The following is a 24,446-nucleotide window of genomic DNA, read 5'->3' as shown; positions in this document are numbered from 1 at the left end:
CAAATCGACGGGGCACAAACAAGCGATGCTCTGCAGCGCTGTTTAACTCTATGACTCGAATTTAAGCCTAATCGTTACCGTTCAACTTCAACCGGCTAGCGGAATGGTCTTCCGTATGAGAATATCCACCGACTTGAGCGCCAAACTAGCCTCGGCTGAGCATCTCTTGAACACGCGATCACCTCTGAACCGGAAGCCATTGGCCGCCCCGGTGACGCCCCTCCCAGCGTCGCCCTCCGCGTTTCCAAGTGGCCTCCATCTGCTCCAGATCGGAATTGACGTGGCGCTGATTGGGCTTGCCTACCTAATCGCCTTCGAGCTGCGCTTTGATCTGACATTTCTGCCGGTTTCACGAGCGCTGCTGTGGGCCCCTCTGCCCTGGATTTTCGCGCTTCAGACGATGTTCTACTTCGCCTTCGGCATACACCAGATTGTCTGGCGTTATGTGGCGCCGCGCGATCTGGCGCGGATTGGGCTCTTTGCGATCTGCGCCTACGTCGCCTTCCAGTTCGTGGTCAACGTGCTCTTCAAGTTCGCCTGGTACCCACGCTCGATATTCCTGCTCGATCCGATGCTGCTCATATTCCTGCTGGGAGGGGCGCGCGCCCTGCGGCGGCTGCTCTACGAATTTCCCAATTCCAGACCGACCAAGCGCATCCTGATTTACGGGGCCGGCGACGCCGGTGCGATGATCGTTCGCGAAATGATGCACACGGCTTATTACGATTATCGACCAGTCGGCTTCATCGACGACGATCGCGCCAAGGTCGGCCGGCGGATTCACGGCTACCGCGTCCTCGGCACGCGGCACGACGTCAAGCGCGTCGTCAGCCGGCTCCAGCCCGATGAGATCCTGCTGGCGATGCCGCGTGTGCCCCCTTCGGTGGTGCGCGGAGTAATCAAAGCCCTCGAAACGATCAAGCTCCCGGTCAAGACCCTGCCGAGTCTCCGCGATGTGATGCATGGAATTGTCAAGGTTTCCGACATTCGCCAAATCGATCTTGCTGATCTGCTCGGCCGCGACCCGGTCGATCTCGATCCTGAAACGGTCGGACAATTAATCACCGGCAAGAGCATCCTCGTCACCGGCGCGGGCGGTTCGATCGGCGCCGAGCTCTGCCGTCAGATTTGGGCGCTGCAGCCGCGCACGCTCGCGATGTTCGAGAAGCATGAGAACAGCCTGTATGCGATTGAAGCCGAGCTGCGCGACGGCCGCGGCGCTGACGACCGGCTGGTGATCGAGGTCGGTGACGTCTGCGACGCGGCCCGCGTCAGCTCGGTGCTGGCCAAACATCGCTCGGAGATCGTCTTTCATGCCGCGGCCCACAAGCACGTCCCGCTGATGGAAAGAAACCCGTGCGAAGCGGTCAAGAACAACGTCGGCGGCACCCGCGTGGTCGCCACCGCCGCCGCGCGCGCCGGCGTCGAGCGCTTCATTCTGGTCTCGACCGACAAGGCGGTGAATCCGAGCAGCGTGATGGGCGTGACCAAGCGGATCGCGGAATTGGTCGTCGAGGACATCGCACGCGGCCAAAGCTGTAAATTCGGCGCCGTGCGCTTCGGCAACGTGATGGGCAGTAACGGCAGTGTTATTCCGCGTTTTCAGGCCCAGCTTAGCCAGGGCGGACCGCTCACCGTAACCCATCCCGACATGCGCCGCTATTTTATGTTGATCCCGGAGGCGGTCGCGCTGATGCTCCATAGCGCCGCGATCATCGAATCCGGCGCCATTTACGTCCTGGAGATGGGCGACCAGATCCGCGTCGATGACATCGCCCGCCACATGATTCGGCTCGCCGGCCTGATTCCTGACGAGGACATCCAGATCATCTATACTGGCATTCGCGCCGGCGAGAAAATGAGCGAGGAGCTAATCGGGCACGACGAGCAGGCCCGTCCCACGGCGAGCCGCGCCGTTACCATGGTGCACAGCAAAGGACGCCTAGAGCGCGCACGACTGGCTCAACACCTCGAGACTCTTGAGGCGGCTGCCGAGGCCAATCGCGACGGCGACGTTACGCGCGCACTCGAGCTTCTGGTTCCGAGCTTTCGCTACTGCGGCGAACACCGCTCCGAGATTGGGGAAGTAACCGATGACATCGACTCACTCCGCCGCAAACGCGCGTAACGGTCTGCCGGACCTCGAACCATTCGAACCTGAAACGCCGAATTACGAGAACCTCTTCAATTTTCTCGAGTCGGCCCGGCGCTGGTGGCGTCCGGTCATCCTGATCACCTTTGCGATGATGCTGATTGCCGCGCTCTTCACCAAGTTTGTCGCGATCCACTGGTATCGCGCCACCGCCGTGCTGCGTCCGGTCAGCCAGCATGAAAGCCCGGCAATCAATTCGCTGGTCGGTGGCGTCGGTCAGATTGCCTCGATGCTCGGAGCGACCGGCGGTGAGAGCGACATGAAGGCGGAGGAATTTATCGCGACGCTGCAGAGCTATGACTTCGCGGTGCCCGTCATCCGGCAAAATGACCTGCAGGACCATCTTGACAACTCGCGCGGATATCTGGCGCGGCTAATCCAGCCGCACCTGACGACATGGGAGCTTTATAAGCTCATGATTGGTCGTTTGGATACTCAATACAGCGCGAATACGGGTAATCTGACCCTCGCTTATGAGGATAATGACTCCCGGACGGCAGTCCGCATCCTCGACCTTTTCATCACTGCTTTGCGCGAAAAGGTTCAGCATCGCGAACTTGAAACCGCTCGCGCCGCCGCGACCTCGCTCCTGGAAGAAGCTGACCACAGCGCCGACGCCCTGCTGCGCGGGCAGATCTATCTGATGGCTGCGGACCAGATCAAACAGGAAAAGCTCGCGCAGATTAATGCTGATTTCGCGTTTTTTGTAATCCAGTCGCCGATCGCCCCCGACCGACCCACGCGCCCAAGCGTAGTGATAACCGTTATTCTGACAGGTGTTCTCACTTTTGTCCTACTCTGCCTCGGCATCGCGGCAATGGAGCGTTATCGCCTCATCCGAGTCCAATACCGCGCCTCCCAGACCGACGCCCTCGCCCTCATCCCTGAGGGCGCACCGCCTATCCGGTCAAGCTCAGTTCGAGAGTAGACCAACGCTTTGTTAATGCTCGACCCAGTTGGCGCCATCGCAAATTACAAATATTTTGCCGCTCGCACCACCGGTGAAGTTGGTGGCGCCATACGTGACACAATTGGTATTGCAGTCTGTCATCTCAAGCTGTTGACCGACCCTGGTGAGATTACAGGTCGGCAGGCCAGCAAAAGTAACCCCAGAATTCGTGATCCCGGCAGTTCCCGTCGCCTGAAGGCCTAGGGCAGTAACACCCCCATTGTTTACGGCAAGCCCACCGCCGCCAGTCACGCTCAGGCTGTCTATCCTGTTGTAGGTCGTAGTCGGTGTTTGTGAATCCCGGCCTCCAAGCTGGGTGAGAATAAGGCCGCCGTTAAATGCTGTCCATCCGCCCGGGAATCGATCTCCTATGCTCACTACAACGGCGCCGCCAATGTTCGCGCGTTGAATATTCGTGGCCTCACTCACATTGTTGCTCTGTGAAACGACAGTGGTTGGGCTGTCCAAGGAAATCGTGTTGTTCCAGGCACCCTGTCGAAGCAATATGACGTTCTGATTTTGTAAACTATTGGCTGGGACCCAAAACCCATAAGCGGGCGAGACTTGAGGTTCTTCTTGAGCGCGGTCCACTTCCAAACCACCACCACTAGCCATTTTAATAAAGAATGAGTTGGCGCCAAAGATCGGATTCTGAAATCCCATGCTTGGATGATTGAGCAGCGGCCCGCCCATTCCTGAGTCCTCAAAATCGATGCAGCCGTTAACTTGCTGAAGGCAGCCGAAGTCGTCGATTTCGCTCACCGGCCCTGCGGACGCCGCGTCCCAAAGCATCCCGCGCGCGGTGGTATCCGCAGCCATCCGGCCGATTACGCTGATGCGTCGAATGAGTATTCGAGACGCATCGCAATCGGGGAACAGATCGCCTTGGCAATTATTGTTCCCGATCTCAATTCCGATGTGAGCACTGGTTATGCCAATATCTTCGATGTCACTGAGATCGACACCGCTGCCGCCCGTGGCATTCGTATCCAGCCGCAACGCGGTCATTCCGGGTTGGTTCGACATGTCAAGCGTAAAACACTTTGTCTGTGCATGGAGGGTGTTCCAGTGCCACAGCGCGACCATTTCAGGGTCGCCCGCCCACGCGAGCGTCGTCCCGGCGCGATCTGAGGATTCGTAGGTTCCGCCTAAGTTCCCATATTGGGCGGTTGAGCAGGCGCTGCTTTGGAGTGCCGTCTGGCTAGGGATGTCGATAGGCAGCGCCAGCCAGTAGGGGCTGGGGTTCGGCGAGATCTCGACGCGCCCACCCCCCTGACCCGACCCTGCGGACTGCGCCGCCGCTAGCGCATTCACAATTGGCGTGCCGCTATCGTGGTACATCATGAAGGCGCCGCTCGCGCCGGCGTTGGCCGAGAGCGTAACCTTCGATCCATTAATCGCCGTGATGCTGGCGAAGAGATGATCGTTGAGACTGGAAGTGGACGGAGAGGAGCCGTTGCCCACGGCCTGGCCGAAATCGCTGTATTTTGTTCCACGCGCGAGCGAGATGAATTTCTGCGAGCAGGCGTTACCAGAGCAGCCATATACTTTGTAAAATTTCGCACCCGTCACCGCGCGCCACGATAGCTGATGTCCTTTTGCAGAGCTCAAAATAATATTGCCGTTTGTGATAGTGGTAGTAGGGCCCGCTGGAGTTACGCATCCATTCGGGCCAACCGCTTCGATAGAGTAGGAAGCCAGGCCAGTGCCGTCGACCCTGTAGCCTGCGGTTGCATAGGGTGTGACGCTGGGAGCCAACGGCGTCGCAAGGGCGCAGACGGCCCCGGCATTGACCACGAAGACAAGCTGCCCCGCAACGAAGTCGCCGATCGCATTGACCGCGCCCGTGCTGCTACCGGCTGTCGCCGTGAGCCTCGCGGTGGTCGAACTGGGAAACGCACCGTAGGCCACCGGGTTGATTATGCCATTGACGCTAAAGCGAGAGATGTTTGGATTGCTAGCGGCGCCGCCGATGTGAGTCGTCGTCCCCGAACATCCGGCTGAGCTGCATGTCTGTGCGAAAACAAGAGCCTTCGGGGCCAAAAGCCCGAAGATAATTAGTAATGCTACTGACTGGCCGAGAACTCGATTTTCACGTTGCCCAATGCATCTTGCAAGCAAGGATCGCATCGTCGTGCGAACAACGAAGATCACCATCGTCCCGCGTGGCTCTTCGCGTGCAAGGCTCTTAGCTTATGGATGGCGCTTCGCAAACAGCCAAGCATATTGTCCGACGAGGAACGGCAGGGTGCGCTGGATCAGGAAGTAGGCCCATTGGGCGTGGGCCGACACCGCCCTCCCGATCGGCGGCACCAGCGCCCCCGGTATCCGGCCGACCAAATTGCAGTCGCTAAACCATTGACGAAGTGTGCTGCTCCGGAGTACCCGCCGGTCATAGGTGTATCGCCAATCGACGAATAGGACGTGTCCGCCGGGACGCACAGCCCGTGACATCGCGGCTGCCACAGACTCCATCACGGCCTCGCCCACCTGCAGAAACATCGTACTTTGCATTACAAGATCGAAGCTCGCAGGCTCGACCAAGTCCTGGGTTGCATCCCAGACGATCCAGTTGCATCCGGGGAATCGCCGCCTCGCCCGGTCGATGAATTCGGCGTTGATATCGATGCCGGTTATCTGATTCGGACTGGTCCGCGTCCAATACAATGTAGGAACAGCGCCCCCGGTACCGCATCCGACGTCGAGTATTCGGGCTTGCCCTGGAATGGGAGCGGCGATTTGAAGGGTGCGGTACAGCGCTAGCTGCCAGGCGATTTGTTGGAAGCGGGCGCCTGGCGTGTATATCGGGTTGTCGCGTTCGAGGCCTTTAATGGCGTCGCGGTTCTCGTACCAGTTCCCAGTTTGGGGATCGTCGATCATGGCCACGCAGCACTAAAGAATGCAGGAACGTCTGTCAAGGACGCGTCGGCTTACAGGCCAACCAATTCCGTGGCACATCGTTTGGCCCGCTTCCCGTAATCTGATTGAATTGGCCCGCGCTCGCGACCACCGGCGAGGCGCAAAACAAAATTACCGCCAGCGCAGCCATTCGTGTCATCGAACCATCCTTCCTTTAGTGCGAACGCTCGGCAACCTGATCATTTCCTGATCGGGCTTTATTCGCATGAGCACTAGCTGGACTCTTGCCTTGATGGTCGAGTTGCTGCTGGTGCTGCTGGCGTGGTTCGGTACGGTCCAGTTTGGCAGCTGGCTGGCGCCGGGCGCGTTTTACTCGATTCTGTGGGCGGGTTTCGTCGGCGCGAGCCTGGTCTTTGCGCCGGACAATGAGATATGGCCAGGTGTCGTGTGGTTCCTGCTGATGTGCGGGTTGGTGCAAATCGGCGCAGCCATAGGATCAGGCTCCGCGCGGCGGCCGATGCCGCTGCGGCGCGGGTCGCCTTCGCTCCGCGCTCTGCGCTGGACCAATGTTTTCTGTGTGATCGCCGGGCTGGTGGGCGTCGAGATTCTGCTGCGCTCGATCGGAGAGGGGCTAACGAGCCTGGCCAATCCGGTGGCATTGGCGATCAATAGCGTGGTTTTTTCTTATCTGCGGTATTACCGCCACGGCTTTCGCGAGCCGTCGGCATACGTTGCCCTGAGTACGCTGGTTTATCTGAGCGCGTATCTCTCGGGTATCCTGTTTAGCTTGAGCCAGCGGCGCGCCGATCGCGTCATAGCGATACTGGTCGCTGCGCCGGTTCTGTTGATTGGGATTACGCTGACGACTCGCGGGCCCGTGCTCTTCTGCGGCATCATGTGGCTGGTAAGTTATCTGGCGACCGGTGTTTGGAGCGGCGAGATCACGCGCTTGCGGTTTGGCGCGCGTTCGCTGACCTGGGCCGGCGTCCTCTCCGCGATTCTGGTCGTGGTTTACGTTGGTCTGCAGGCGTTGCGCACGGGAGCGCCGATCAGGCGCGACGCCAAGTTCAATCCGGTTCAATTCGGGCTGGCCCAAGCGCAAACGGCCTATGTGGGATCGCTGGCGGCGTTTTCCAGTTGGTTCGAGGACAACTGGAGCAGTTTTCCGGCCCCGGGGCTCGGCCGCTATAGCTTTGCCAGCGCCTATCAATGGCTGGGCGGCGGGCATCAGTTCCAACGGTTTGACGAGACGCAGGTCTCGTCAGAAGATCCGGACGCGCCGACCACCAACGTCTTTACGATTTATCGCTACTGGGCCGAGGATTTCACGCTGCCGGGCTCGGCGTTTCTGGTGCTGCTGCTGGGCGTGATGGGTGGCTGGTCCTATCGGTCGGTGCAGAACGGAGCATTCAGTCGCGTGCCATTTTTGGCGCTGTTTTACCAAATCGGCTTCGTCTCGCTGGCTGGCTTCGCGATGCGCGACACGACGATCCAGGGAGCCTTCTTGCTGTTGCTGGTCTTTGCGCGCTTCGGGCGAGCCGCTCCACCCAGGCGCAGAGCAAAAGCCCCCGGCGGCGAAGCTATCGCGGCGGCGGGATGATAAGCTTTCGCGCGGGCGTAGACGAGTTTTGTTCAGTGGGTCGGGGGTTGCTTGACAGCGAGGGCGCGGGCGATCTAGCTTCACCTCGCCTCAGAGTAACGTCCGCAACGGCGTTGGGATGCGACAAGCAGAGGGGTTGCAGATTAAACCATCAGAAAGTCAAGCGCGGAGATCGACCAATGGCGGAAGGCAAGGCGAAGAAAATGTTTGTGCTGCCCGGCGCGGAGTTGACCGCCCCGGCCTCCTTATTGATGCATGGCGGCAGCAACGATCTGCTGCAGCTGCCGTGTCCCTCGTTTCTAATCGAACATGCCAAGGGCCTCGTCCTGTTTGACACCGGCTGCAACGCGAAGATAATCGATGACGCCGTCGGCTACTGGGGCGAGACCGCGAAGGCGCTGCCGATTAAGTGGAACAAGTCCGACACGCTGGACAAGCAGATCGAGGGGGTGGGCTACAAGACTTCGGACGTGAAGTATGTGATTCTTTCGCACTCCCATCTGGATCACTCGGGCGGCCTGACCTATTTCCCGAAAGCCAAGTTTATCGTCGGCGCGAACGAGTTGCGCTACGCCTACTGGCCCGATCCGGATCGGCGCTGGGCCTTTATCCTGAATGATTTCCTGCCGACGCGCGGCTATGACTGGCTCGAGTTGAGCGGCGACTTCGATCTCTTCGGCGATGGCGCCATCCAGTTCCTTCTGACCCCTGGACATACGCCGGGCGAATGCTCGGTGATGGTGAACCTGCCCAACCGCAAGTTCCTGCTGGTCGGCGACACGCTCCATCTGCGCGCTGGTGCGACCATGGAAGCGACGATGGGGATCGACGTCGATCCGAACCAGTCGCTGCGCTCGATTCAGCGGATCAAGGCGATTCGCGACATGCAGGGCGCGACGATGTGGATCACGCACGATCCCGAAGACTGGAAGGAACATCCCCATCGAGTGGACTGAGGAGCTTTAGTCTGAGTCGATGCCGCTTTATGAGTGCCATTGCGGGCGCTGCGATCTAACGTTCGAGGTGCTGGCCGCGGTCAGTGACGCGGCTGGCGCTCATCCGTGCCCGCAGTGCGGACGGCGCGCCCGGCGAATCCTCTCGGCCGTGACCTTCGGGCGTAGCGGCAGAGAACCTGAGGCGCGCGCTGCTGACCCGTCGCGTCCCGACGTCACCCGGCTGCGGGTGCCGCCGCCGGCGCAACTCTGCTGGATGGACGAGCGTTCGACCTCGCGTTACGCGGCTCATCTGCACGGGCGGGGGGCGGAGTACGACGAAACCGTGGCGGCGCGCGAGGAAACTCGCAAACAGCGCGGGGAGCCGGTACCGGCGGTGAGCGCACACGGCCACAGCCATTCGCCGCTGGCGGATCCGGTGGTCTATGCGCGCCGGCGCGCGGCCGCGAAACGGGCGGAGAAGCCGGCACCGGCCAAGTAAACGCGCGCCTTAGAAGTCGGCGTAGTCCCCAAGCGAGCTTGCGGAAAGAGGCTCCGGGATTCTTCGCTACGCTCAGAATGACAAAAGTGGCTTGGCGCCACTGAATGCAGCAACGTCATTCTGAGGGAGTATGCGGAAGAGAAGATCTGAGCTTGTTTTTGTTTCGAACGCAGCTCCAAGGGTGGGCGGCGGAGTCTGCGACGCGCGGCCGAGGTAAAGACTCGCTCTGCGCGGCAGCCGCGCTCCCTCAGAATAGCAGTACCAACCGGTACGACGATCTTGACATCGCGGGCTGGGTATGAAAAAAGACCGGTCGCAACGACCTTCGGAGGCCGGACTGCAGCCGTTTTCAAAGAGCAGTTTCAAGCGATGAACGAGCGAATGCAGGTTAGAACGAACCTCCCTGACTGGGTATCGAGGAGGCGCGGGTTTGCGCTGGCGGCGCTCGCGCTGTTGGTCCTGGCGGCAGGATGCGAAGGGCGGGCGCAGAAGGCCGCGGTGGCGGAAAAGATCGGGCTTACTGCGGTCGGCCATCCGTTGCCCTCTTACGAGAACTACTTTGCGACTGCGGTGGCTGACAAAGACAATGCCTGGGCGGTCGGCACCTACGGCACGATCCTGAAAATTTCCGATAATGGATCGAAGGTGACGTTACAGCCGAGCGGTACTCAGCTTGCGCTCCTGAGCGCGAGCGCCGACGGTCCGCAAGATGTCGTGCTCGGCGGCGAGAATGGCCTGATTCTGCGCACGACGGACGGCGGCGCGCACTGGAACAAATCCAAGGTCCCCGACAGTATCACGGATGACGTCGAAGCGATCGCGCGCGGCGCCGATCGGAAGCAAATCTGGGCGGTCGGACCCGAAGGCATGATCATCCACTCCGCCGACGGCGGCGATACTTGGGAAGACCTGGGATTAAAAAAGGATATAGCGCTGAACAGCGTCGATTTCCTCGACGACAAGAACGGCTGGATCGTCGGGGAATTCGGCACCATCATGAAAACCACCGATGGCGGCCATACCTGGCAGGACTCCAACAAAGTGAGCGGGTTGCCCAAGTATGTCGAGGATGTCACCGACGACGAGGCGTACCATCGCGGAATCCCGCAACTCGATGAGGGTGATCTCTATTTTATCCAGACGGCGTGGGCTAGTCCGACGGTGGGTTACGTCATCGGGACGGGCGGCTTTGTGCTAAGTACGAAGGATGGCGGACAGAGCTGGCAGGCGACCCGCGGCGACACGCTGAATACGCTGTTCGGGATCGGTCTGCCGAAGGGGCATCCGGTCGTGCTGACGGGAATTCTGGGCACGCTGGTCCATCAGACGGATACAGGATGGGCGCGCGATCGCGAGGTCTCGAACAGCGTTTATAGCTGGCTCAGGTCGTTGCGCTTCGCGCCCGACGGCTCGTTCGGAATCATCACTGGGGGCAAGGGCACGATTTTGGTTACGCACGATGGCGGCGCAAGCTGGGCGCCGATCGATCAGGCTGTGATCGCAGGGGCGACACCCGGGACCAAGCACAGCTAAGGCAAATTAGACAGCAGGTGCGTGCGCACCTTTGGCGGTGGATCAATGGCCGAAGCACTTCACGAAGAAAACCTCCCTCTGTCGGAAAAGATCACACACGGGATCGCGCGCTACACGCTGCGGCATCGATGGGTTGCGCTGGCGATATTGGGGCTGCTGACGCTTTTTTTCGGCTACCATGCGACGAAAGTTCAGATGTACAGCCAGTTCGCGGATTTGTTGCCGCAGGCCCATCCGTATATCAAGGCCTATAATCACTATCGGACGACATTTGGCGGCGCGAATATCGTCAGTTTGAGCCTCGAGGTCAAGAACGGCGACATCTTCAATCCGGATACCCTCAACAAGATCCGGTACGTTACCGAGAAGGTCGACGAGATCGACGGCGTTAACCACTACCAGGTGGCGTCGCTGTCGCACGTCAAGATTCGGCGGCTGGAGGCGACCTCGGGCGGGTTGATCAAATCGGTGCCGGTGCTGCCGGATGAGATTCCGACCGACGCGGCGTCGATGAAAAAGCTCAAGCAGTCGATGTTCAACAATGACATCGTGTACGGCAAATATGTTTCGACCGACGGCAAGGCGGCGCTGATCCTGGCGGGCTTCAACGAGGAACGGCTCGACTACGCGAACATCCATCGCCAGATCATGAAGATCAAGGCGCACGTCGACGACGCCAATACCACGCTCTATGTCGCGGGCGAGCCGATGCTGAAGGGCTGGGTATGGTTCTACACGGGGGAGCTGGCGAAGATTTTCGCCGTCACTTTCCTGTTCATCTTTGTGACCTTGGTGTTCTACTTCCGCCGGCTATATGGGGTGGCGCTGCCGGTATTGGGGGCTTGCGTTCAGGCGATTTGGGGACTGGGGTTCCTGGGTATTCTCGGCTACAACCTCGACCCGCTGGTGCTGGTTATCCCGCTGCTGGTGTCAGCGCGTGCGGCGAGCCACGGGGTGCAGATGGTTGAGCGGTACTTCGAGGAGATGGAGGCGACGGGTGATCGGCACGTCGCGGTCCTGAACTCGATGAAGGAGCTGTTGCTGCCGGGCGGTATCGGGGTGCTGGCAGACGCGGCGGGAATCTTCGTGCTTTCAGTGGCGACGATTCCGCTCATCCGCAAGCTGGCGTTTTTTGCGAGTTTTTGGGGTTTCTCGAATCTCTTCACGATCCTGTTGCTGATTCCGTTGCTGCTCGACGTGCTGCCGACGCCGAAAGTGACGCGCCATTACGTGCCGGCGTGGATGCACGAGCTGCTCGATCGGGTGGGCAATTTCTGCATCAGCCGCAACGGCCGCTGGGCGGTTTTCGCTTTCTCGGCGGCGATCGTTTTCGCGGGTGCCTACGAGGCCGGCTCGGTGCAGGTCGGCGAGACCGAAGCGGGTTCGCCGCTACTGTTCCCGAATTCGAACTTCAACGTTTCGGCGCGCGAGATCAACAAGGACTTTGCGGGTTCGAATCAACTGGTGATCTATCTGCACGGCGACCATGACGGCGCGCTCAAGGATCCGGTGGTGCTCAATCAGCTCGATGATCTGCGGCACTACATGCTGCAGCAGGACGAAGCCGGCGGCACGCGCGACGTGCCAACGCTGGTGCGGAGCGTCAACCGGCTGTATCACTACGACGATCCGAAGTGGGCGATGATCCCGCGCGACGCCGCCGCGGTGGGTAATATGACGTTCATGTACGAGGCGAACGCGCCGGTGCCGGGGGTCATCCTGGAATATATGGACTATGGGGCCCGCGACGGTCAGTTCGTCGTGTTCTACAAGGATGCGAAGGGCTCGACCATCTATGAAGCCATCGCGCGGGTCAAGAACTTCATCGCCACGCATCCGATGAACCACGTGCAACTGGTTTTGGCGGGCGGCACGATCGGCACTACGGCGGCGCTCAACGACGAGATTGCCTATTCTGACAAGGTCAGCACTTTCCTGATCGTCGCTGTGGTATTCGGCCTGGTGGCCTTCAGCTATATGTCACTGGTGGCGGGTCTGATGGTGATGATCACCCTGATCGCCGCGGGCGTGGTGAGCTTTCTCTATATTGGTTTGAAGGGAATCGGAATGAACATCAATACCCTGCCGGTGACCGCGGTCGGTATGGGTATCGGCGTCGATTACATCCTGTACGTGGTTGATCGGATCAAGCGCGAGTATCAGCGACTGCACGACCACGACGCGGCGATCAAACGGGCAATTTCGACTACCGGAATGGCGGTGACGTTTACCGCGACGACGCTGGTCGGCGGGATTATCCCGTGGGTGTGGATGTCGGACTTGCGCTTCTCAGCGGAGATGGCCATGCTGCTGGCGCTGCTGATGGTTACTCACTGGCTGGCCGCGATTACCCTGGTGCCGTCGATTTTTGCGATCGTGCGTCCGAAGTTCGTCGAGCGGGGAAGCGCGCCGACGGAGGAAGCCGAGCGTACGCTGCCGGGAGGGGCGGTGGCGGAGATGAGTTGAGGGGCCCGCGTAGGAAGATCCTGTAGGAAGAGCGGGTAGTAAGATCGATCGCAGAGACAAACGGAACAGTTGGACAGCTATGGTGCATAAATAGGTTAAGGTTAGCGGCGGACGCAAGAGGAGCGTGCGCCGCGGCTCAAACAGCGCATAGGAGGAGGAGCAGATGCTTCGGGGGAAAAGGCTAAGCGGGCGCCTGGCGGTGCTCATCGTGGCCATCCTGGGTTTAAGCGCATGGGATTCGCCGGCGCGCGCGGATGGCGATTTCTTTACCAATCTCAAGGACAATTTTGAGCTTCACGGGTACGGTGAGGCCCAGCAAATCTGGCGCAACGAGAATTTCGTCAAAGGCTACCATGTCGCGTCGCTGCGTAACCGGCTCGACTTGCAGCCGTCGGGCCAGCTAATCAAGGACCTCGGCGCCGGGCCGATCCAGAACCTCTCGATTAACTATTTCATGGAAGTGCGAGGGGGCTACGAGGGCGCCTACTCGATAATCAATGATCGTTTCGGCGATCGCCCGACAGGTTTTTCGGGCACGGGCACCTCGCCCTTTCAGCGACCCATCGTAACTGGCGCCGGGGTCGCGTTGCTCAAAGCGTTCGGCTACAAGGTCAAGCAGTTCCGCGGTTACGGGGCGCGCAGCTTCGCCTTTCCCGATCCGGTCGCGCCCAATGAGCACTTCCTGATCCCCTGCCAGGGCTGCACCAACACGAATGTTTCACAGGCCGATCTTGAGTTCGAGCGCGACGATAGTAATCGGGATTACTATCCGGTGCGCGAGGCCTACCTCGATTTCAACTGGGATATGTTCGGGCAGAATCTCATTCGGCTGGGCAAGCAGCAGACGGTGTGGGGCAAGGCAGACTTCTTTCGCCTGCAGGATATCGTCAACCCGGTCGATTTTGGGCAGCATTTCTTTATCGAGCCGTTCGAAGACACGCGCATCCCGCAGTTAACCCTGTGGTATCAGCATCGCTTTGGCGACGTCGGTGCGGCGCTGCAGGATGTGGCCGGCAACATCGTTTGGAACTTTGATCAATTTGTGCCGGTGGGACTCGGGCAGAGCGGACAGCCGTGGGCCGTCGAGTTCGGCGACGCCAAGCGGGCGTTTGCATTCAACAATGGTCTCTTCACCAACGGGCTGTGCGGCGGCGCGCCGGGCTGCAACGGCAACAATATCAATTTCGCGCTGGACAAGGAGCATACGCCGCAGTGGCGGATCCGCAACAGCGGGATCGGCACCAAGTGGGACTGGGAAATTCCGCAGGGCGTGCGGTTTGCGTTCACTGACTATTGGGGCATCCGCGACGTTCCGGGTTTTGTTAATACGCGGCTCAACACGACGACGGCGTTCAATCCGGCCTGCCCGACCTTCGCGACCATCACCGGAGGCGCGGTCCCTGGAAAGAACGTATTCACGCCAGGAGGCGTTCCGGTAACCGTGGTGCGGCCGAATCAAATCCATCTGAAGCCAGGGGTGCGGCCGGACACCTTTATCGACAACTGCACCTTCGGCGGTGAGATTCAGATCTACTATAAGAAGGTCAACACGATGGGGCTTTCGGCCGATTATTTTGAACCGAAGACCGGCCTGGTGTTTCGGGCCGAATCATCGTGGACCCACAACGCGAGCTTGACCGACACCAACTCGCTGACGCTGCAGAGCAAGGACGACATCCTCGCGTACGTTTTAGGGGTGGATCTGCCGCATTTCATCAAGTTCCTGAATCCGGATCGTACTTTCTTCAGCAGCTTCCAACTGTTTGAGACGTACTATCCCGGCGGGCATGATACCCAGGGAGGCCGGCGCGGACTGATAACCGGTAATAATGATTTTACGCTGACGGCTTTTACGCAGACGCATTATTATCGCGACCAGATCATCCCGCTGCTCTTCGTCGCGTATGGTACGCAAGGCACCGACGCCACTATCGGCGGCGACACCGAATGGCTGATTAACGATCATTGGTCAGCGCGGCTCGGGATTGACGCCTTCCTCGGCAAATCGAATGTGCATGACCTGGCGACTTTCGCGACCTTCTGTAAAATCACGCCGTCGTGCGCGCAAGGTAAGCCGTTTCAGCCGTTCAGTGAAACCGCTTTCGGGGCGGGCCATGAGCAGGCTGGAGGCGCCGAACGCAACGTGATGGACGAGTTCTGGACGAGAGTTCGGTACCGTTTCTAATGCACCTAAGGTAGAGACCGGCCCTCCGGGAACCAAATCATCGGGCGGCCGGTTGGTAGTCAAAGAGTAGTAGCGATCAAATGGCGAGAGCGGTCGGATCAGGTAAGGCGTGGCGACGCTACTGGTGGCTCTACACGCTGGGGTTGGGCGTCGTTGCGCTTGCGTTGGCGAGCACGATGCGCCGCCCACCAAGCGAGCAGGCGCGTCCGGATCCGCTACTGAAATTGGATTCGCGGATGGTTGCGGTTAAAGAGTTAATCGTTGCCGGCGATTTACCCGCGGCCGCGACCAAGTTTAGAGCAACCTATCGGCTGGACGGGAGCAAGGGGTTCAGCGCGCTGCGCCAGTTCTCGATGCTGGTGCTGGAGCGCGGCCTAGGCGACAAGGATCCGTTCGAGCGCTACTTTGCGGCGAGCGCGCTGGCCAAGGGCGGGAACTACCAGGGCGTCGATCTGCTTGCGCGAGGGATTCGCGCGAATCCTGATCTGAGTCTCAAGATGGCCGCCGCGGATGGGCTAGCCGATGCGGGCGACGCGTATGCGGTCGGGGTTTTGCAGAAGCTCTATTTTGCCGCCGGCCCGTTCGATCGGCGAATCGTGGCGGAAGCTATGTGCGATGCGACCGATCCCACGGCGATTACGGTTTTGAGCGACGCGGCCGGCGGTCCGGATCAGAGCCTGCGGTTGGCGGGACTGCAGGGTCTCGGCAAGCTGGGTAATCCGGCCGCAGCGCCGCTGTTGCGACGCGTCATGACCTCTGATGCCGCGCCGATCGAGCGGGCGATGGCGGCGACCTCGCTGCTCAAGTTCGGCGAGTCCGTCGAGCTGGGCCCGATCGAGAGCATTCTCACCGATTCCAGGAATGGCAATGCGCGGCCGGTCGCGGCGCTTGCCTTGGGCTATGCAAATGATCCGCGGGTCGTCCCGATACTCAAGCGGGCTCTGAGCGACGACGACCTTGACGTTCGAATCGGCGCGGCGGCTAGCCTCACTCACTATCAGGAGCCGGCCGGCGCCGCCTACCTCAAACAAACGATGAATGACATGGACGACACGGTGAGTCGCCAGCACGTCGGCCAGGTGATGGATCAAATCGGCTTCACCGGGGGTTACGAGGTTCTCATCGCCGCGATCGGCGCGACGGATCCGAACCTGCAAATGTCCGGCATCCGCGCGTTAGGGCTGGTCGGCGGACAGAAGGAGCTGGAACTTTTGACCGCGATGCTGCCGCATACGACGGACCCGTTGATGCGTGCACAGATCGCCTGGTCGATTGGACGGATCGGCAAAGCGCGCGGGATTGAGACTTTGATCGCGATGGTGCAGGAAGAAGATCCGGCGGTGCGCTACACCGCTTCGGATGCGCTTGATGTAACGGCGCAACGGCTGTTGGCCGCGGCGCAGAGCTAGCACGCCGGCGGCGGCCAAACGCGCGCCGGTGAGTCACATGTAATCAATTTGCGGCCCGCATAACGGGCTGCTCGATGGAGGAAAAATGAAGGGTAAGATGAACGATTCCGTGCGGCCGCGGAAAGCCGCCGGCGCCTGGTGGCGGGCGGCCGTCACGGGGGTGGTGGCGCTGGGTCTGCTGGTGGTCGCGCGGCCCGCGGCGCAGGCGCAGGACGTCAGCAGTTATACTCGCGACACTTTTATCCAGTGGTTCCAGAAGAACAAGGACGCCAAGCCCGACTTCAAGGTCGGCGACGTGCTGACGGCCAAAGATCTCGAACGGATTCGACCCTTCATGTTTCCGGGCTATCTCGAGCAATTGAATTTCCCGGAATTCAAGATGCCGATCATGGATTATGTGGACCATACGCCGCGCAAGGACTATCTGGATTGCACCGAGAAATATCAGGCACAGGTGCGGCTGACGGCGAACCACACGATGGACAACTATGTCTGCGGACAGCCGTTCGCGAGCGCGGATCTCAAACCGGGCGATCCGGACTCAGCGTGGAAAGCCGCGTGGAACTTCGAGTATCGCTGGCAGAACTTCGGGCTGTTTACGGTTCCGCCGGTGACCTGGGAGCGTTTTGGCGGGACGCACGAAATCCCGGTGTGGGAGTATCCGCCCAAGGAATGGAGTGCCGGAATTCCCTATCCACCCAACACGATGCCGACGCCGGAAGAGTTGAAGCTGATGTACGGCGGTGGCGGCACCTTCCAGCGGACGCTGAACGCATTCTATGAGCGCGTCTATTTCAGCCATCTGGCGCAGGTTCCCGATCACACGCTGCCGGTGGCGGGGGCGAAGGACTTCGAATTCAAGGAATTCACCGGGTTCTATACGCCGTTCGATATTCGCGGCACCGCTTTCATCGTCTACCGGTACGCCGACCCGACGCGAGAGGACGACGGCTGGGCCTATTTGCCGGCTCTCCGCCGCGTGCGCCGGATTTCGGCTGAGGTCAAGTCGGACTCACTGCTCGGCACCGACCATACGATCGAAGACTTCTATGGCTTCTCGGGCCGCGAGCTGGAGTGGAAGTGGAACTATATCGGGATTAAGGATGTGCTCGCGGTGCAGGACTCGCAGCACGAATTCACCTATATGTACGGTCCGAATGGGATCATCCCGAACGATAGCTGGGCGCTGCGTCATTACTACCTGATGGAGCGCATCCCAACCTCGGAGCGTCATCCGTATAGCAGCGTACTGTTACTGTGGGATACGCAGAACTGGGATACCTGGCTGATGGTGGCGTTCGATCACAAGGGCAAGCTCTGGAAGATCTGGGAATTCCAGAAGAAATGGTCGGAGAGTTTCAAGGGGCCGTGGGCGGCGATCAATCACGGCGTTTTCTCCACCGAGTTCCAATCAGTGCAGGTGCTGGACGTGCAGAATAATCGCGGAACGATCTGGGAGGTGCCGGGGGGCTTCCCGAATGTGACGGGCACCGAGGTGGCGCATCTATACGACATCAACCACCTCGAGACGCTGCATCGTTAGAGTGATCTGACTGAACATCTGAACGTGACATAGCAGGCTGAACCGCACCGGGGGCGCGTCGCGCTCCCGGTGTTTTTTTCAGCGTCCGACGAATCCGCGCTCCGTTGTCGCGTTTTTCACCGGCCGGAGGCTCCGCGCTCCGTTGTCGCGCTACCCGCCGAATCATCCATTCGAAAGTTTCGCGTGCGTCTCTTTAATTTGCTACTTGCCTTGAGCGTAGCCGCCGGCGTGGCGGCAAAAGGAACAGTCGCCAGTGACCTTGACGACTTCGGCGCTGACGTTGACCTCACGCGCATCGCGGCTGAGCGCGGTCTTGACGCCGACGATCGCGTCGACGTCGTTGCCCCACTTCGCAATCGCCATGGTCCGCAGGCGGTCGTCGATATGGTCTTCGTCGATGGCGCGGGGCGAGAACGGCTCGGTATAGGCGAGCGGCCCGAGTTGCTGATAAGGCAGCGCGAGGTTACCGCTCTGAACCATGATGCGGTCGCGATCGAGCGCGACGTCGGTCGCCTTGATCTCCTTCTCCTGCTCGGTTTGTGGCGGTACGTAGGAAAAATGGTCGGCAGAATTGTCGGTGGAACAGCCGCAGGCGATCGTCAAGATTAGCGCGATCGCCGCCTGCCAAACTGAGAATCCTGACGCGGCTCCGGGGGGCGGCCGAGTCTGCGAGGCGCGGCCAAAGTAACAACTCGCCTCCTCGCTGCGCTCGACTCCGCTAGGGCTAGCGCGCATGAGCCCGGCGGGTTTTGGCGCGCGCCTTGCGCCGGAAATGCGGCATTACTTCCTTGGCGAAGAGCCGCAGGCTTGCGGTGATTTTCTTGAAGTCGGTCTTGGGCAAGACCATCGCCATCACGAGGTGAGTCATGCGGGTGCGCGCCTGATAATCCTCGATCATCGCGATTGCTTCGGCGGGTGTGCCGATGATGAGAGGTTCGCCGAACAGCGCCGCAGTTTCGCTATCGCGCAGCTTGCCGACCGGCGGAAGGTCGGCGCTGTAAGCCGAATCGCCGGGCAGGTCGTTGGCCTCGGCGAACCACTTGCCGTAGCAGCTCATGATGTAGTGGGCGCCGGCTTCGGCGGCGTCCCACGCGGCGGCGCGCCGCGGCGCGACGAAGACGGTGCGCAGTTGCGCGATGTTGAAATCGGCAGGATCGCGGCCCGACTCGCGCAGGGCGGCGTCGTAGGTCTGCTGCTGATCGACGCCGCCGGTGCCCATCAGATGATAGCCGTTGCGCGCGGCCCGCGCGATCGATTTGGGGCCGCGCGCCGCGAGCCAGATCGGCGGATGAGGGCGCTGCACCGCCGGCGGCATCAGGGTCGCCCCGCTGATCCGGTTGAAGCGGCCCTGGAAGGAGAGGTTCTGCTCGGTGAACAGACGGCGGACGATCTCGGTGTTCTCCTCGAGGCGCGCGCCGCGTTCTTTGCGCGAGATATTGAAGCCGCTGAACTCGGGGACGCGATAGCCCTGGCCGAAGCCCAGATCAATCCGGCCATTGGAGATGACATCGGCGGTCGCCGCGTCCTCGGCCACGCGAATCGGGTTGTGCAGCGGCAACAGTATAACGAAGGTGCCGATGCGGATCTTTTTGGTGCGCGCGGCGAGCGCGGCGGCGATCGGCAGCAGCGACGGCGAGTAACCGTCATCGACAAAATGATGCTCGGTCAGCCACAGCGTATCGTAACCCAGCGCCTCGGCTTCCTCGGCCAGTTCAAGATGCTTGCGATAGATCTCGGTGAAGGGAACCCCGGGTGGAGGGTTGCGAAACGCCATCAGCAGGCCAAAATTCACGATGATTTCCTGCCGTTGGATGGGCGCTTGCGTGAACGCGCGTCGCGCGCCGCCTTTTCGCCAATGCGCAGAATGGAGTTGCGCACGAGAATCGCCGCCACGATCACGATCGCGAGAATTATGATTGAGGTACGATCGAACACCGCCGTCGTGCTCCACAGGCTATCGTTTTCACAACCGCCCGATCATATATGCAGCATCGCGTTTAACGCTGTCAGCCATGCGTTCGGGGTATAAGATTAGAGCATGAGTTTTCGGAAAGCGATTGCCGCGAGATGCCTTTTGCTCGGCCTCGTGAGCGCCGCGTTGCTCACTGGATGTGCGAATGCCCGGCGGGCGCAGACGCAGGACCCCGTCGGGGCGCGGCCGTTGGACGACTTCAAGGGCCGGTTTGCCGGAGAGACGATCAGCGGCGACAATCGTCGCGTTAAGATCGGCTTCGATGTCCAGGAGAAAGGCGATCAGATCTCCGGCACGTATCAATGCGCGGCGGGCAACGCCAACTGCCGCAACCAGATGACCCGGGGGTGGGTCAGCGGAAACGTCGATGCGCGCGGGATTCGCGTCTCCCTGCAGGACGGCTCGTGGTGTCTCTACAGTCTGGAGGCATTTTACGGCAACGACGGTGAAGGCGATTATTCGTGCTATCAAGGCGGAATGCTGGTCGAGCAGGGAGTCTTCAGCCTCAAACGCGTCGAGCCGAATTGAGTAGCAGCAGCGCGGAGTTGTTCCTGGAGATGCCACGATGATCTGTGAACTCAGTCGTAGAGCCTGGGCCCGGATGCTGCTCGGAGCGGGGCTCGCGATGCTTTCGGCTTGCGCGCCGCAGAAGGATCCGCCGGAGTCCACGATTAGCTGGCTGGCGCCGCAGACCCGCGCCGCCTTACCCGCGGACTGCGCGATCCCGATCTATTCGGCGGCGCCAAACGTCGATTACCAGGAGGTCGCGATCGTGGAAGTGGCCGACGACATCAACGCCGACGAGAGCGAAGTCGCGGCGCTGGTGCGCCGCAAGGCGTGTGAGACCGGCGCCGACGCTTTCGTAATTCTCGAAGACCAGCGGCAGAAGCGCGGCAAACCCCTGCCGGGCGCCTCCAATGAGCAAGGGCAGGATGTGGGACCCGATTCCGGGGTCAACGTGCGCGCGCGCGAGCATACGCCCGAGGTCGGCGAGTTAGGTCATCAGGGGCGTTACGTCAACGGCGTCGCGATCGTCTACAAGCGCGACGCGGCGGAATCCGACGCGGCAAAACCGACGCAGTGAGGCGGCGCTTAGCCGCCGTAGCCTGCGGGAGTGGTCTGCCGGTCGCGCCGGACCCGGCTGCGCAGCGCCATCGTGGCGCGATAGGCGAAGGCCTTGACGGCGTCGCGACGCGGATAGCGGCCGGGCGGCGCCGGATTGATTCCAAGCTTGCGTAAATAGTAATTGGCGCGGTACTTGTTGGCGCGATCGCTGTCGTGGAACTGGAAATTGATGCTGAGCGTGATCGAGACGTTGTCGTCATTCTGCACCCAGTGCGGACAATTTACCGGAACGTGCACGCCGTCGCCGGGGCGCAGGCGAAAGACGCGCGCGCGATCCTGATACTGCGGCTTGTAGCGCGCGGCGTTCGAGTCCACTGCCCAGTAGCGCTCGAGCTCGGTCTCGGGCAGCACTTCGCGATCGTTGCGGTCGAAGACGTAAAGCGTCTTTTCGCCCTGCAACTGCAAGATGAAATTGCACTCGCGATCGATATGGTAGGTGCTGAGGCGGCGCGGCGAAGTGAGAAAGACGATCGAGTTTTCACGCCATACGGGCCGGCCCCAATCGCCACCGATACCCGCCCGTAACTCATCGAGGCATCGATTGAGCAGGAGCCGATATTCGCGATCGAGTTCGAGCGGCCGCAGGATAATCCAGGTGTCGTTGCCGACGATCTGCTCGACGGTCTGGGCCAGACTCGTGGCTGGGTGCGCTGATTCATCCCAGCGCTGATTGAGGTCGGCGACACCCGCATCCGCGTAGACCTGATTGGGTTGCGCCTCGATAAAACGTGCGAGCGCGGCCAGGCGCTCGAGCGTAAAGAGCGCATTGCCCGCGAGGTGGTGATGCACAGCGAAGGGCTCGCGGTCGAAGCAATCGCGGAAAATTCGCGGATCGAATTCCAGGCAGCGCGCCGCGGCGCCCGCCGCTTGGTTCGCGGCCGTCGTATCCTGTCTGAGTTTTGAGAGCCACTCGGCCGCGTCAGGCATAAGTAGAAGATATTTTTGCAAATTGGCGCTGGAATGTAACCATCTTCAGCGCCCTCGCACTTGGCCACACGGACCCTTTTACCGATCTGGGCTTATGCTAAGGTTGGGAGCCGAAAATCACTCCATCCAGCCGAGGTGACGTATGGGACCGCTGACAGGTTACAAGGTGATCGAGCTCGCCGGCATCGGACCCGCGCCGATGTGCGCGATGCTGCTGTCGGACCTCGGCGCCGACGTTCTGCGAATCGATCGTTTGGCCGACGCGGGCCTCGGCATCAGCCTGCCCACGAAGTTCAGCGTGCTTAATCGCGGGCGGCGGTCGGTCGCGCTCGATCTGAAACGGCCGGAAGCAACAGCAGCGATTTTGCGGTTGATCGAGCAGGCTGACGCCCTTATCGAGGGGTTTCGTCCGGGCGTGATGGAGCGGCTGGGCCTGGGTCCCGACCTCTGCCTCGCGCGCAATCCGCGTCTGGTCTTTGGGCGGATGACCGGCTGGGGCCAGGACGGTCCGCTGGCCGCGGCGGCGGGCCACGATATCAACTACATCGCGCTCTCAGGAGCGCTGAACACGATCGGGCGGCGCGGTCAGGCGCCGGTGCCGCCGCTTAACCTCGTGGGAGACTTTGGCGGCGGCGCGCTTTACCTGGCTTTCGGCGTGGTGGCCGGACTGCTCGAGGCGCAAAAATCCGGCAAGGGGCAGGTGATCGACGCGGCGATGGTTGACGGTGCGGCGTCGCTGATGTCGGCGATCTATGGGATGCACGGGTCGGGCTTCTGGACCGATGAGCGCGGCGCCAATGTGCTCGACACCGGCTCGCATTATTACGACGTTTACGAAACCAGTGACGGCAAATACGTTTCGATCGGATCGATCGAAGTGAAATTTTATGACGAGCTGCTGCGGCTTTCCGGCTTGAAGAAAGAAGAGTTGGCGCCGCAAAACGAGCGTAAGTCGTGGCCGAAAATGAAGGAGCGGGTCGCCGCGCTGTTCCGCACCAAGACGCGCGACGAGTGGTGCAAAATCATGGAGGGGAGCGACATCTGCTTCGCGCCAGTGCTGAGCATGGCTGAGGCGCCGCAGCATCCGCATAATCGCGAGCGCGGGACCTTCGTCGAGCCCGACGGGGTCGTGCAACCGGCGCCGGCGCCGCGCTTCAGCCGAACGCCAGGCGCGATCCAGCGTCCGCCGGCGCGCGCCGGGGAGCATACCGAGGAGGCGCTGCGCGATTGGGGTTTCAGTGCGAGCGATCTCGCAGCGCTACGGACGTGCGGGGCGATCGCCGCGGGGTGAGCAGGCCGCACGGTCGATTAGAGTCGGCGGGTTCGCGGGAGTTTAGACGATGGGCGATCGTTTGCGACCGGTCAGTCTCGCGGAGGCCTCACCTGAGGTCCGTGAAATCTACCGTCAATTCTTTGGCGAACGCGATCCGGTAGCCGAGCCCGGCACGGCGACCGGCACGCCCGGCGACTATTGGACCACCTATGCGCTGGTCCCGGACATTCTGAAAATGTCGCACGCCTCATTGTTCGCCCTGCTGCAACCGGGACGGGCCTTGAAGCCCGAATATCGGGAACTCGCCATCCTGCGGACGGGGATCGTTGGCGACTCGAAGTTCGAGTACTCGCAGCATCTGAAGGTCGCGCGGATGGTCGGGTTGGCAGAAGACAAGCTCAAGGCGATCAAGGGTTGGGCAACCTCGGACAAATTCGAGCCGGTCGAACGGGCGGTGATGGCGGTGACGGATGAGCTGGTGGGCCGCAACCTGATCGAAGATGCGACCTTCGCCGCGCTGAAACGACATCTGAGCGACGCGCAGATCATGGAGCTCATCTTTGTAATCGCGACGTGGCGGATGCACGGGATGGTCGTGCGCGCACTGCACCTCGAATACGACGGCGGCACAACCGCGCGGATGCAGGAAGTGCCGGGCCCGCCACCCAAGATATAAAACGGTTGCAAAAGAGGAGAGCCAGATGAAACGAATCGAGGCCGTGATCAAGCCTTCAAAGCTCGATGAGGTGAAGGCGAGCATCACCGCGCTGGGGATCACCGGATTGACCGTGTTCGAAGTCAAAGGTTTTGGCCGGCAAAAGGGGCATACGGAGATGTACCGGGGGACGGAATATGTCGTGGACTTCCTGCCTAAGGTACTGATCAGCGTCGTCGTGGTTGAGGAGATGGTCGAGCCGCTGGTAAAGGCGATCGCGGAAAACGCGAGGACGGGCAAGATCGGCGACGGGAAGATTTTTGTCTCGTCGCTGGATGAGGTCGTGCGAATCCGCACTGGCGAG

The 24,446-nt window shown here is 60.8% G+C and carries 21 protein-coding genes; 15 read left to right on the top strand and 6 right to left on the bottom strand.

Going from position 1 to position 24,446, the window contains the following annotated elements; genetic code table 11:
* Window positions 1-280: 280 nt before the first annotated feature.
* Together VKS22_16410 and VKS22_16405 are read left to right on the top strand one after the other, a co-directional pair.
* Entirely contained in the window at window positions 281-2,128 is a 1,848-nt protein-coding gene (locus VKS22_16410) for a nucleoside-diphosphate sugar epimerase/dehydratase (protein HLW72194.1), read from the top strand.
* Window positions 2,094-3,080 carry a hypothetical protein gene (locus tag VKS22_16405; protein ID HLW72193.1) on the top strand — a complete coding sequence of 329 codons (987 nt, stop codon included), beginning with the start codon at window positions 2,094-2,096 and terminating at the stop codon, window positions 3,078-3,080. The genes VKS22_16410 and VKS22_16405 overlap by 35 nt, the downstream gene beginning before the upstream one ends.
* Before the next feature lie 12 nt (window positions 3,081-3,092).
* Here VKS22_16405 and VKS22_16400 read toward each other — a convergent pair whose 3' ends face one another.
* Both VKS22_16400 and VKS22_16395 read right to left on the bottom strand, forming a co-directional pair.
* The gene (locus tag VKS22_16400) at window positions 3,093-5,258 is read right to left on the bottom strand and encodes a hypothetical protein (protein ID HLW72192.1); all 2,166 of its coding nucleotides are present in this window, start codon (window positions 5,256-5,258) and stop codon (window positions 3,093-3,095) included.
* A gap of 36 nt (window positions 5,259-5,294) precedes the next feature.
* A complete protein-coding gene (locus VKS22_16395; protein HLW72191.1) occupies window positions 5,295-5,981 on the bottom strand; it encodes a class I SAM-dependent methyltransferase in 687 nt (228 codons plus the stop codon).
* Between the two features lie 244 nt (window positions 5,982-6,225).
* Between VKS22_16395 and VKS22_16390 the strand changes: the two genes are divergently transcribed.
* The 8 genes from VKS22_16390 (at window position 6,226) to VKS22_16355 (ending at window position 18,130) form a co-directional block, all read left to right on the top strand.
* Entirely contained in the window at window positions 6,226-7,560 is a 1,335-nt protein-coding gene (locus VKS22_16390) for an O-antigen polymerase (protein ID HLW72190.1), read from the top strand.
* Between the two features lie 179 nt (window positions 7,561-7,739).
* On the top strand, window positions 7,740-8,516 hold the full coding sequence (locus VKS22_16385; protein ID HLW72189.1) for an N-acyl homoserine lactonase family protein: 777 nt from the start codon (window positions 7,740-7,742) through the stop codon (window positions 8,514-8,516).
* Window positions 8,517-8,535: 19 nt separating this feature from the next.
* Entirely contained in the window at window positions 8,536-8,994 is a 459-nt protein-coding gene (locus tag VKS22_16380) for a zinc ribbon domain-containing protein (protein ID HLW72188.1), read from the top strand.
* Window positions 8,995-9,363: 369 nt separating this feature from the next.
* The gene (locus VKS22_16375) at window positions 9,364-10,527 is read left to right on the top strand and encodes a YCF48-related protein (protein HLW72187.1); all 1,164 of its coding nucleotides are present in this window, start codon (window positions 9,364-9,366) and stop codon (window positions 10,525-10,527) included.
* A 45-nt stretch (window positions 10,528-10,572) separates the two neighbouring features.
* Window positions 10,573-12,993, top strand: a complete 2,421-nt coding sequence (locus tag VKS22_16370) for an MMPL family transporter (protein HLW72186.1) — start codon at window positions 10,573-10,575, stop codon at window positions 12,991-12,993.
* 163 nt (window positions 12,994-13,156) lie between these two features.
* Window positions 13,157-15,178, top strand: a complete 2,022-nt coding sequence (locus VKS22_16365; GenBank protein HLW72185.1) for a DUF1302 family protein — start codon at window positions 13,157-13,159, stop codon at window positions 15,176-15,178.
* Between the two features lie 80 nt (window positions 15,179-15,258).
* On the top strand, window positions 15,259-16,587 hold the full coding sequence (locus VKS22_16360) for a HEAT repeat domain-containing protein (GenBank protein ID HLW72184.1): 1,329 nt from the start codon (window positions 15,259-15,261) through the stop codon (window positions 16,585-16,587).
* Between the two features lie 85 nt (window positions 16,588-16,672).
* Window positions 16,673-18,130: a DUF1329 domain-containing protein gene (locus VKS22_16355; GenBank protein HLW72183.1), complete on the top strand. Its 1,458-nt coding sequence runs from the start codon at window positions 16,673-16,675 to the stop codon at window positions 18,128-18,130.
* A 201-nt stretch (window positions 18,131-18,331) separates the two neighbouring features.
* Here the strand turns inward: VKS22_16355 and VKS22_16350 are convergent, their stop codons facing one another.
* Genes VKS22_16350 through VKS22_16340 form a run of 3 tightly spaced genes read right to left on the bottom strand, consistent with a single transcriptional unit; the run spans window position 18,332 to window position 20,065 of the window.
* Window positions 18,332-18,865 carry a hypothetical protein gene (locus tag VKS22_16350; protein HLW72182.1) on the bottom strand — a complete coding sequence of 178 codons (534 nt, stop codon included), beginning with the start codon at window positions 18,863-18,865 and terminating at the stop codon, window positions 18,332-18,334.
* Window positions 18,855-19,922, bottom strand: coding sequence for an LLM class flavin-dependent oxidoreductase (locus VKS22_16345; GenBank protein ID HLW72181.1), 1,068 nt, complete (start codon window positions 19,920-19,922; stop codon window positions 18,855-18,857). The genes VKS22_16350 and VKS22_16345 overlap by 11 nt, the downstream gene beginning before the upstream one ends.
* Window positions 19,919-20,065 carry a hypothetical protein gene (locus tag VKS22_16340; protein ID HLW72180.1) on the bottom strand — a complete coding sequence of 49 codons (147 nt, stop codon included), beginning with the start codon at window positions 20,063-20,065 and terminating at the stop codon, window positions 19,919-19,921. The genes VKS22_16345 and VKS22_16340 overlap by 4 nt, the downstream gene beginning before the upstream one ends.
* Before the next feature lie 103 nt (window positions 20,066-20,168).
* Between VKS22_16340 and VKS22_16335 the strand changes: the two genes are divergently transcribed.
* Both VKS22_16335 and VKS22_16330 read left to right on the top strand, forming a co-directional pair.
* Window positions 20,169-20,630, top strand: coding sequence for a hypothetical protein (locus tag VKS22_16335; protein ID HLW72179.1), 462 nt, complete (start codon window positions 20,169-20,171; stop codon window positions 20,628-20,630).
* Window positions 20,631-20,667: 37 nt separating this feature from the next.
* Complete coding sequence (locus tag VKS22_16330) at window positions 20,668-21,186, top strand: hypothetical protein (protein HLW72178.1); 519 nt, start codon at window positions 20,668-20,670, stop codon at window positions 21,184-21,186.
* Window positions 21,187-21,194: 8 nt separating this feature from the next.
* On the opposite strand, the gene VKS22_16325 is transcribed toward VKS22_16330, so the two are convergent.
* The gene (locus tag VKS22_16325; GenBank protein HLW72177.1) at window positions 21,195-22,154 is read right to left on the bottom strand and encodes a cupin-like domain-containing protein; all 960 of its coding nucleotides are present in this window, start codon (window positions 22,152-22,154) and stop codon (window positions 21,195-21,197) included.
* Window positions 22,155-22,296: 142 nt separating this feature from the next.
* On the opposite strand from VKS22_16325, the gene VKS22_16320 reads away from it, so the two are divergent.
* The 3 genes from VKS22_16320 to VKS22_16310 form a co-directional block, all read left to right on the top strand.
* Window positions 22,297-23,445 carry a CaiB/BaiF CoA-transferase family protein gene (locus tag VKS22_16320; GenBank protein ID HLW72176.1) on the top strand — a complete coding sequence of 383 codons (1,149 nt, stop codon included), beginning with the start codon at window positions 22,297-22,299 and terminating at the stop codon, window positions 23,443-23,445.
* Window positions 23,446-23,494: 49 nt separating this feature from the next.
* Window positions 23,495-24,103, top strand: coding sequence for a carboxymuconolactone decarboxylase family protein (locus VKS22_16315; protein HLW72175.1), 609 nt, complete (start codon window positions 23,495-23,497; stop codon window positions 24,101-24,103).
* A 25-nt stretch (window positions 24,104-24,128) separates the two neighbouring features.
* Window positions 24,129-24,446: P-II family nitrogen regulator (locus VKS22_16310; GenBank protein HLW72174.1), on the top strand; the 318-nt coding region annotated here is incomplete at its 3' end.

Source organism: Candidatus Binataceae bacterium, assembly GCA_035308025.1.
Taxonomy (GTDB): Bacteria; Desulfobacterota; Binatia; order Binatales; family Binataceae; genus JAJPHI01.
Note: the sequence above shows the minus strand (reverse complement) of the source record. Positions and strands in the feature narration are given on the sequence as shown.

Excerpts from the sequence above, each read along its gene's own strand:
- VKS22_16405 (HLW72193.1), top strand. The coding sequence starts at position 2,094 with ATGACATCGACTCACTCCGCCGCAAACGCGCGTAACGGTCTGCCGGAC.
- VKS22_16400 (HLW72192.1), bottom strand. The coding sequence starts at position 5,258 with ATGGTGATCTTCGTTGTTCGCACGACGATGCGATCCTTGCTTGCAAGA.
- VKS22_16395 (HLW72191.1), bottom strand. The coding sequence starts at position 5,981 with ATGATCGACGATCCCCAAACTGGGAACTGGTACGAGAACCGCGACGCC.
- VKS22_16390 (HLW72190.1), top strand. The coding sequence starts at position 6,226 with ATGAGCACTAGCTGGACTCTTGCCTTGATGGTCGAGTTGCTGCTGGTG.
- VKS22_16385 (HLW72189.1), top strand. The coding sequence starts at position 7,740 with ATGGCGGAAGGCAAGGCGAAGAAAATGTTTGTGCTGCCCGGCGCGGAG.
- VKS22_16380 (HLW72188.1), top strand. The coding sequence starts at position 8,536 with ATGCCGCTTTATGAGTGCCATTGCGGGCGCTGCGATCTAACGTTCGAG.
- VKS22_16375 (HLW72187.1), top strand. The coding sequence starts at position 9,364 with ATGAACGAGCGAATGCAGGTTAGAACGAACCTCCCTGACTGGGTATCG.
- VKS22_16370 (HLW72186.1), top strand. The coding sequence starts at position 10,573 with ATGGCCGAAGCACTTCACGAAGAAAACCTCCCTCTGTCGGAAAAGATC.
- VKS22_16365 (HLW72185.1), top strand. The coding sequence starts at position 13,157 with ATGCTTCGGGGGAAAAGGCTAAGCGGGCGCCTGGCGGTGCTCATCGTG.
- VKS22_16360 (HLW72184.1), top strand. The coding sequence starts at position 15,259 with ATGGCGAGAGCGGTCGGATCAGGTAAGGCGTGGCGACGCTACTGGTGG.
- VKS22_16355 (HLW72183.1), top strand. The coding sequence starts at position 16,673 with ATGAAGGGTAAGATGAACGATTCCGTGCGGCCGCGGAAAGCCGCCGGC.
- VKS22_16350 (HLW72182.1), bottom strand. The coding sequence starts at position 18,865 with ATGCGCGCTAGCCCTAGCGGAGTCGAGCGCAGCGAGGAGGCGAGTTGT.
- VKS22_16335 (HLW72179.1), top strand. The coding sequence starts at position 20,169 with ATGAGTTTTCGGAAAGCGATTGCCGCGAGATGCCTTTTGCTCGGCCTC.
- VKS22_16330 (HLW72178.1), top strand. The coding sequence starts at position 20,668 with ATGATCTGTGAACTCAGTCGTAGAGCCTGGGCCCGGATGCTGCTCGGA.
- VKS22_16325 (HLW72177.1), bottom strand. The coding sequence starts at position 22,154 with ATGCCTGACGCGGCCGAGTGGCTCTCAAAACTCAGACAGGATACGACG.
- VKS22_16320 (HLW72176.1), top strand. The coding sequence starts at position 22,297 with ATGGGACCGCTGACAGGTTACAAGGTGATCGAGCTCGCCGGCATCGGA.
- VKS22_16315 (HLW72175.1), top strand. The coding sequence starts at position 23,495 with ATGGGCGATCGTTTGCGACCGGTCAGTCTCGCGGAGGCCTCACCTGAG.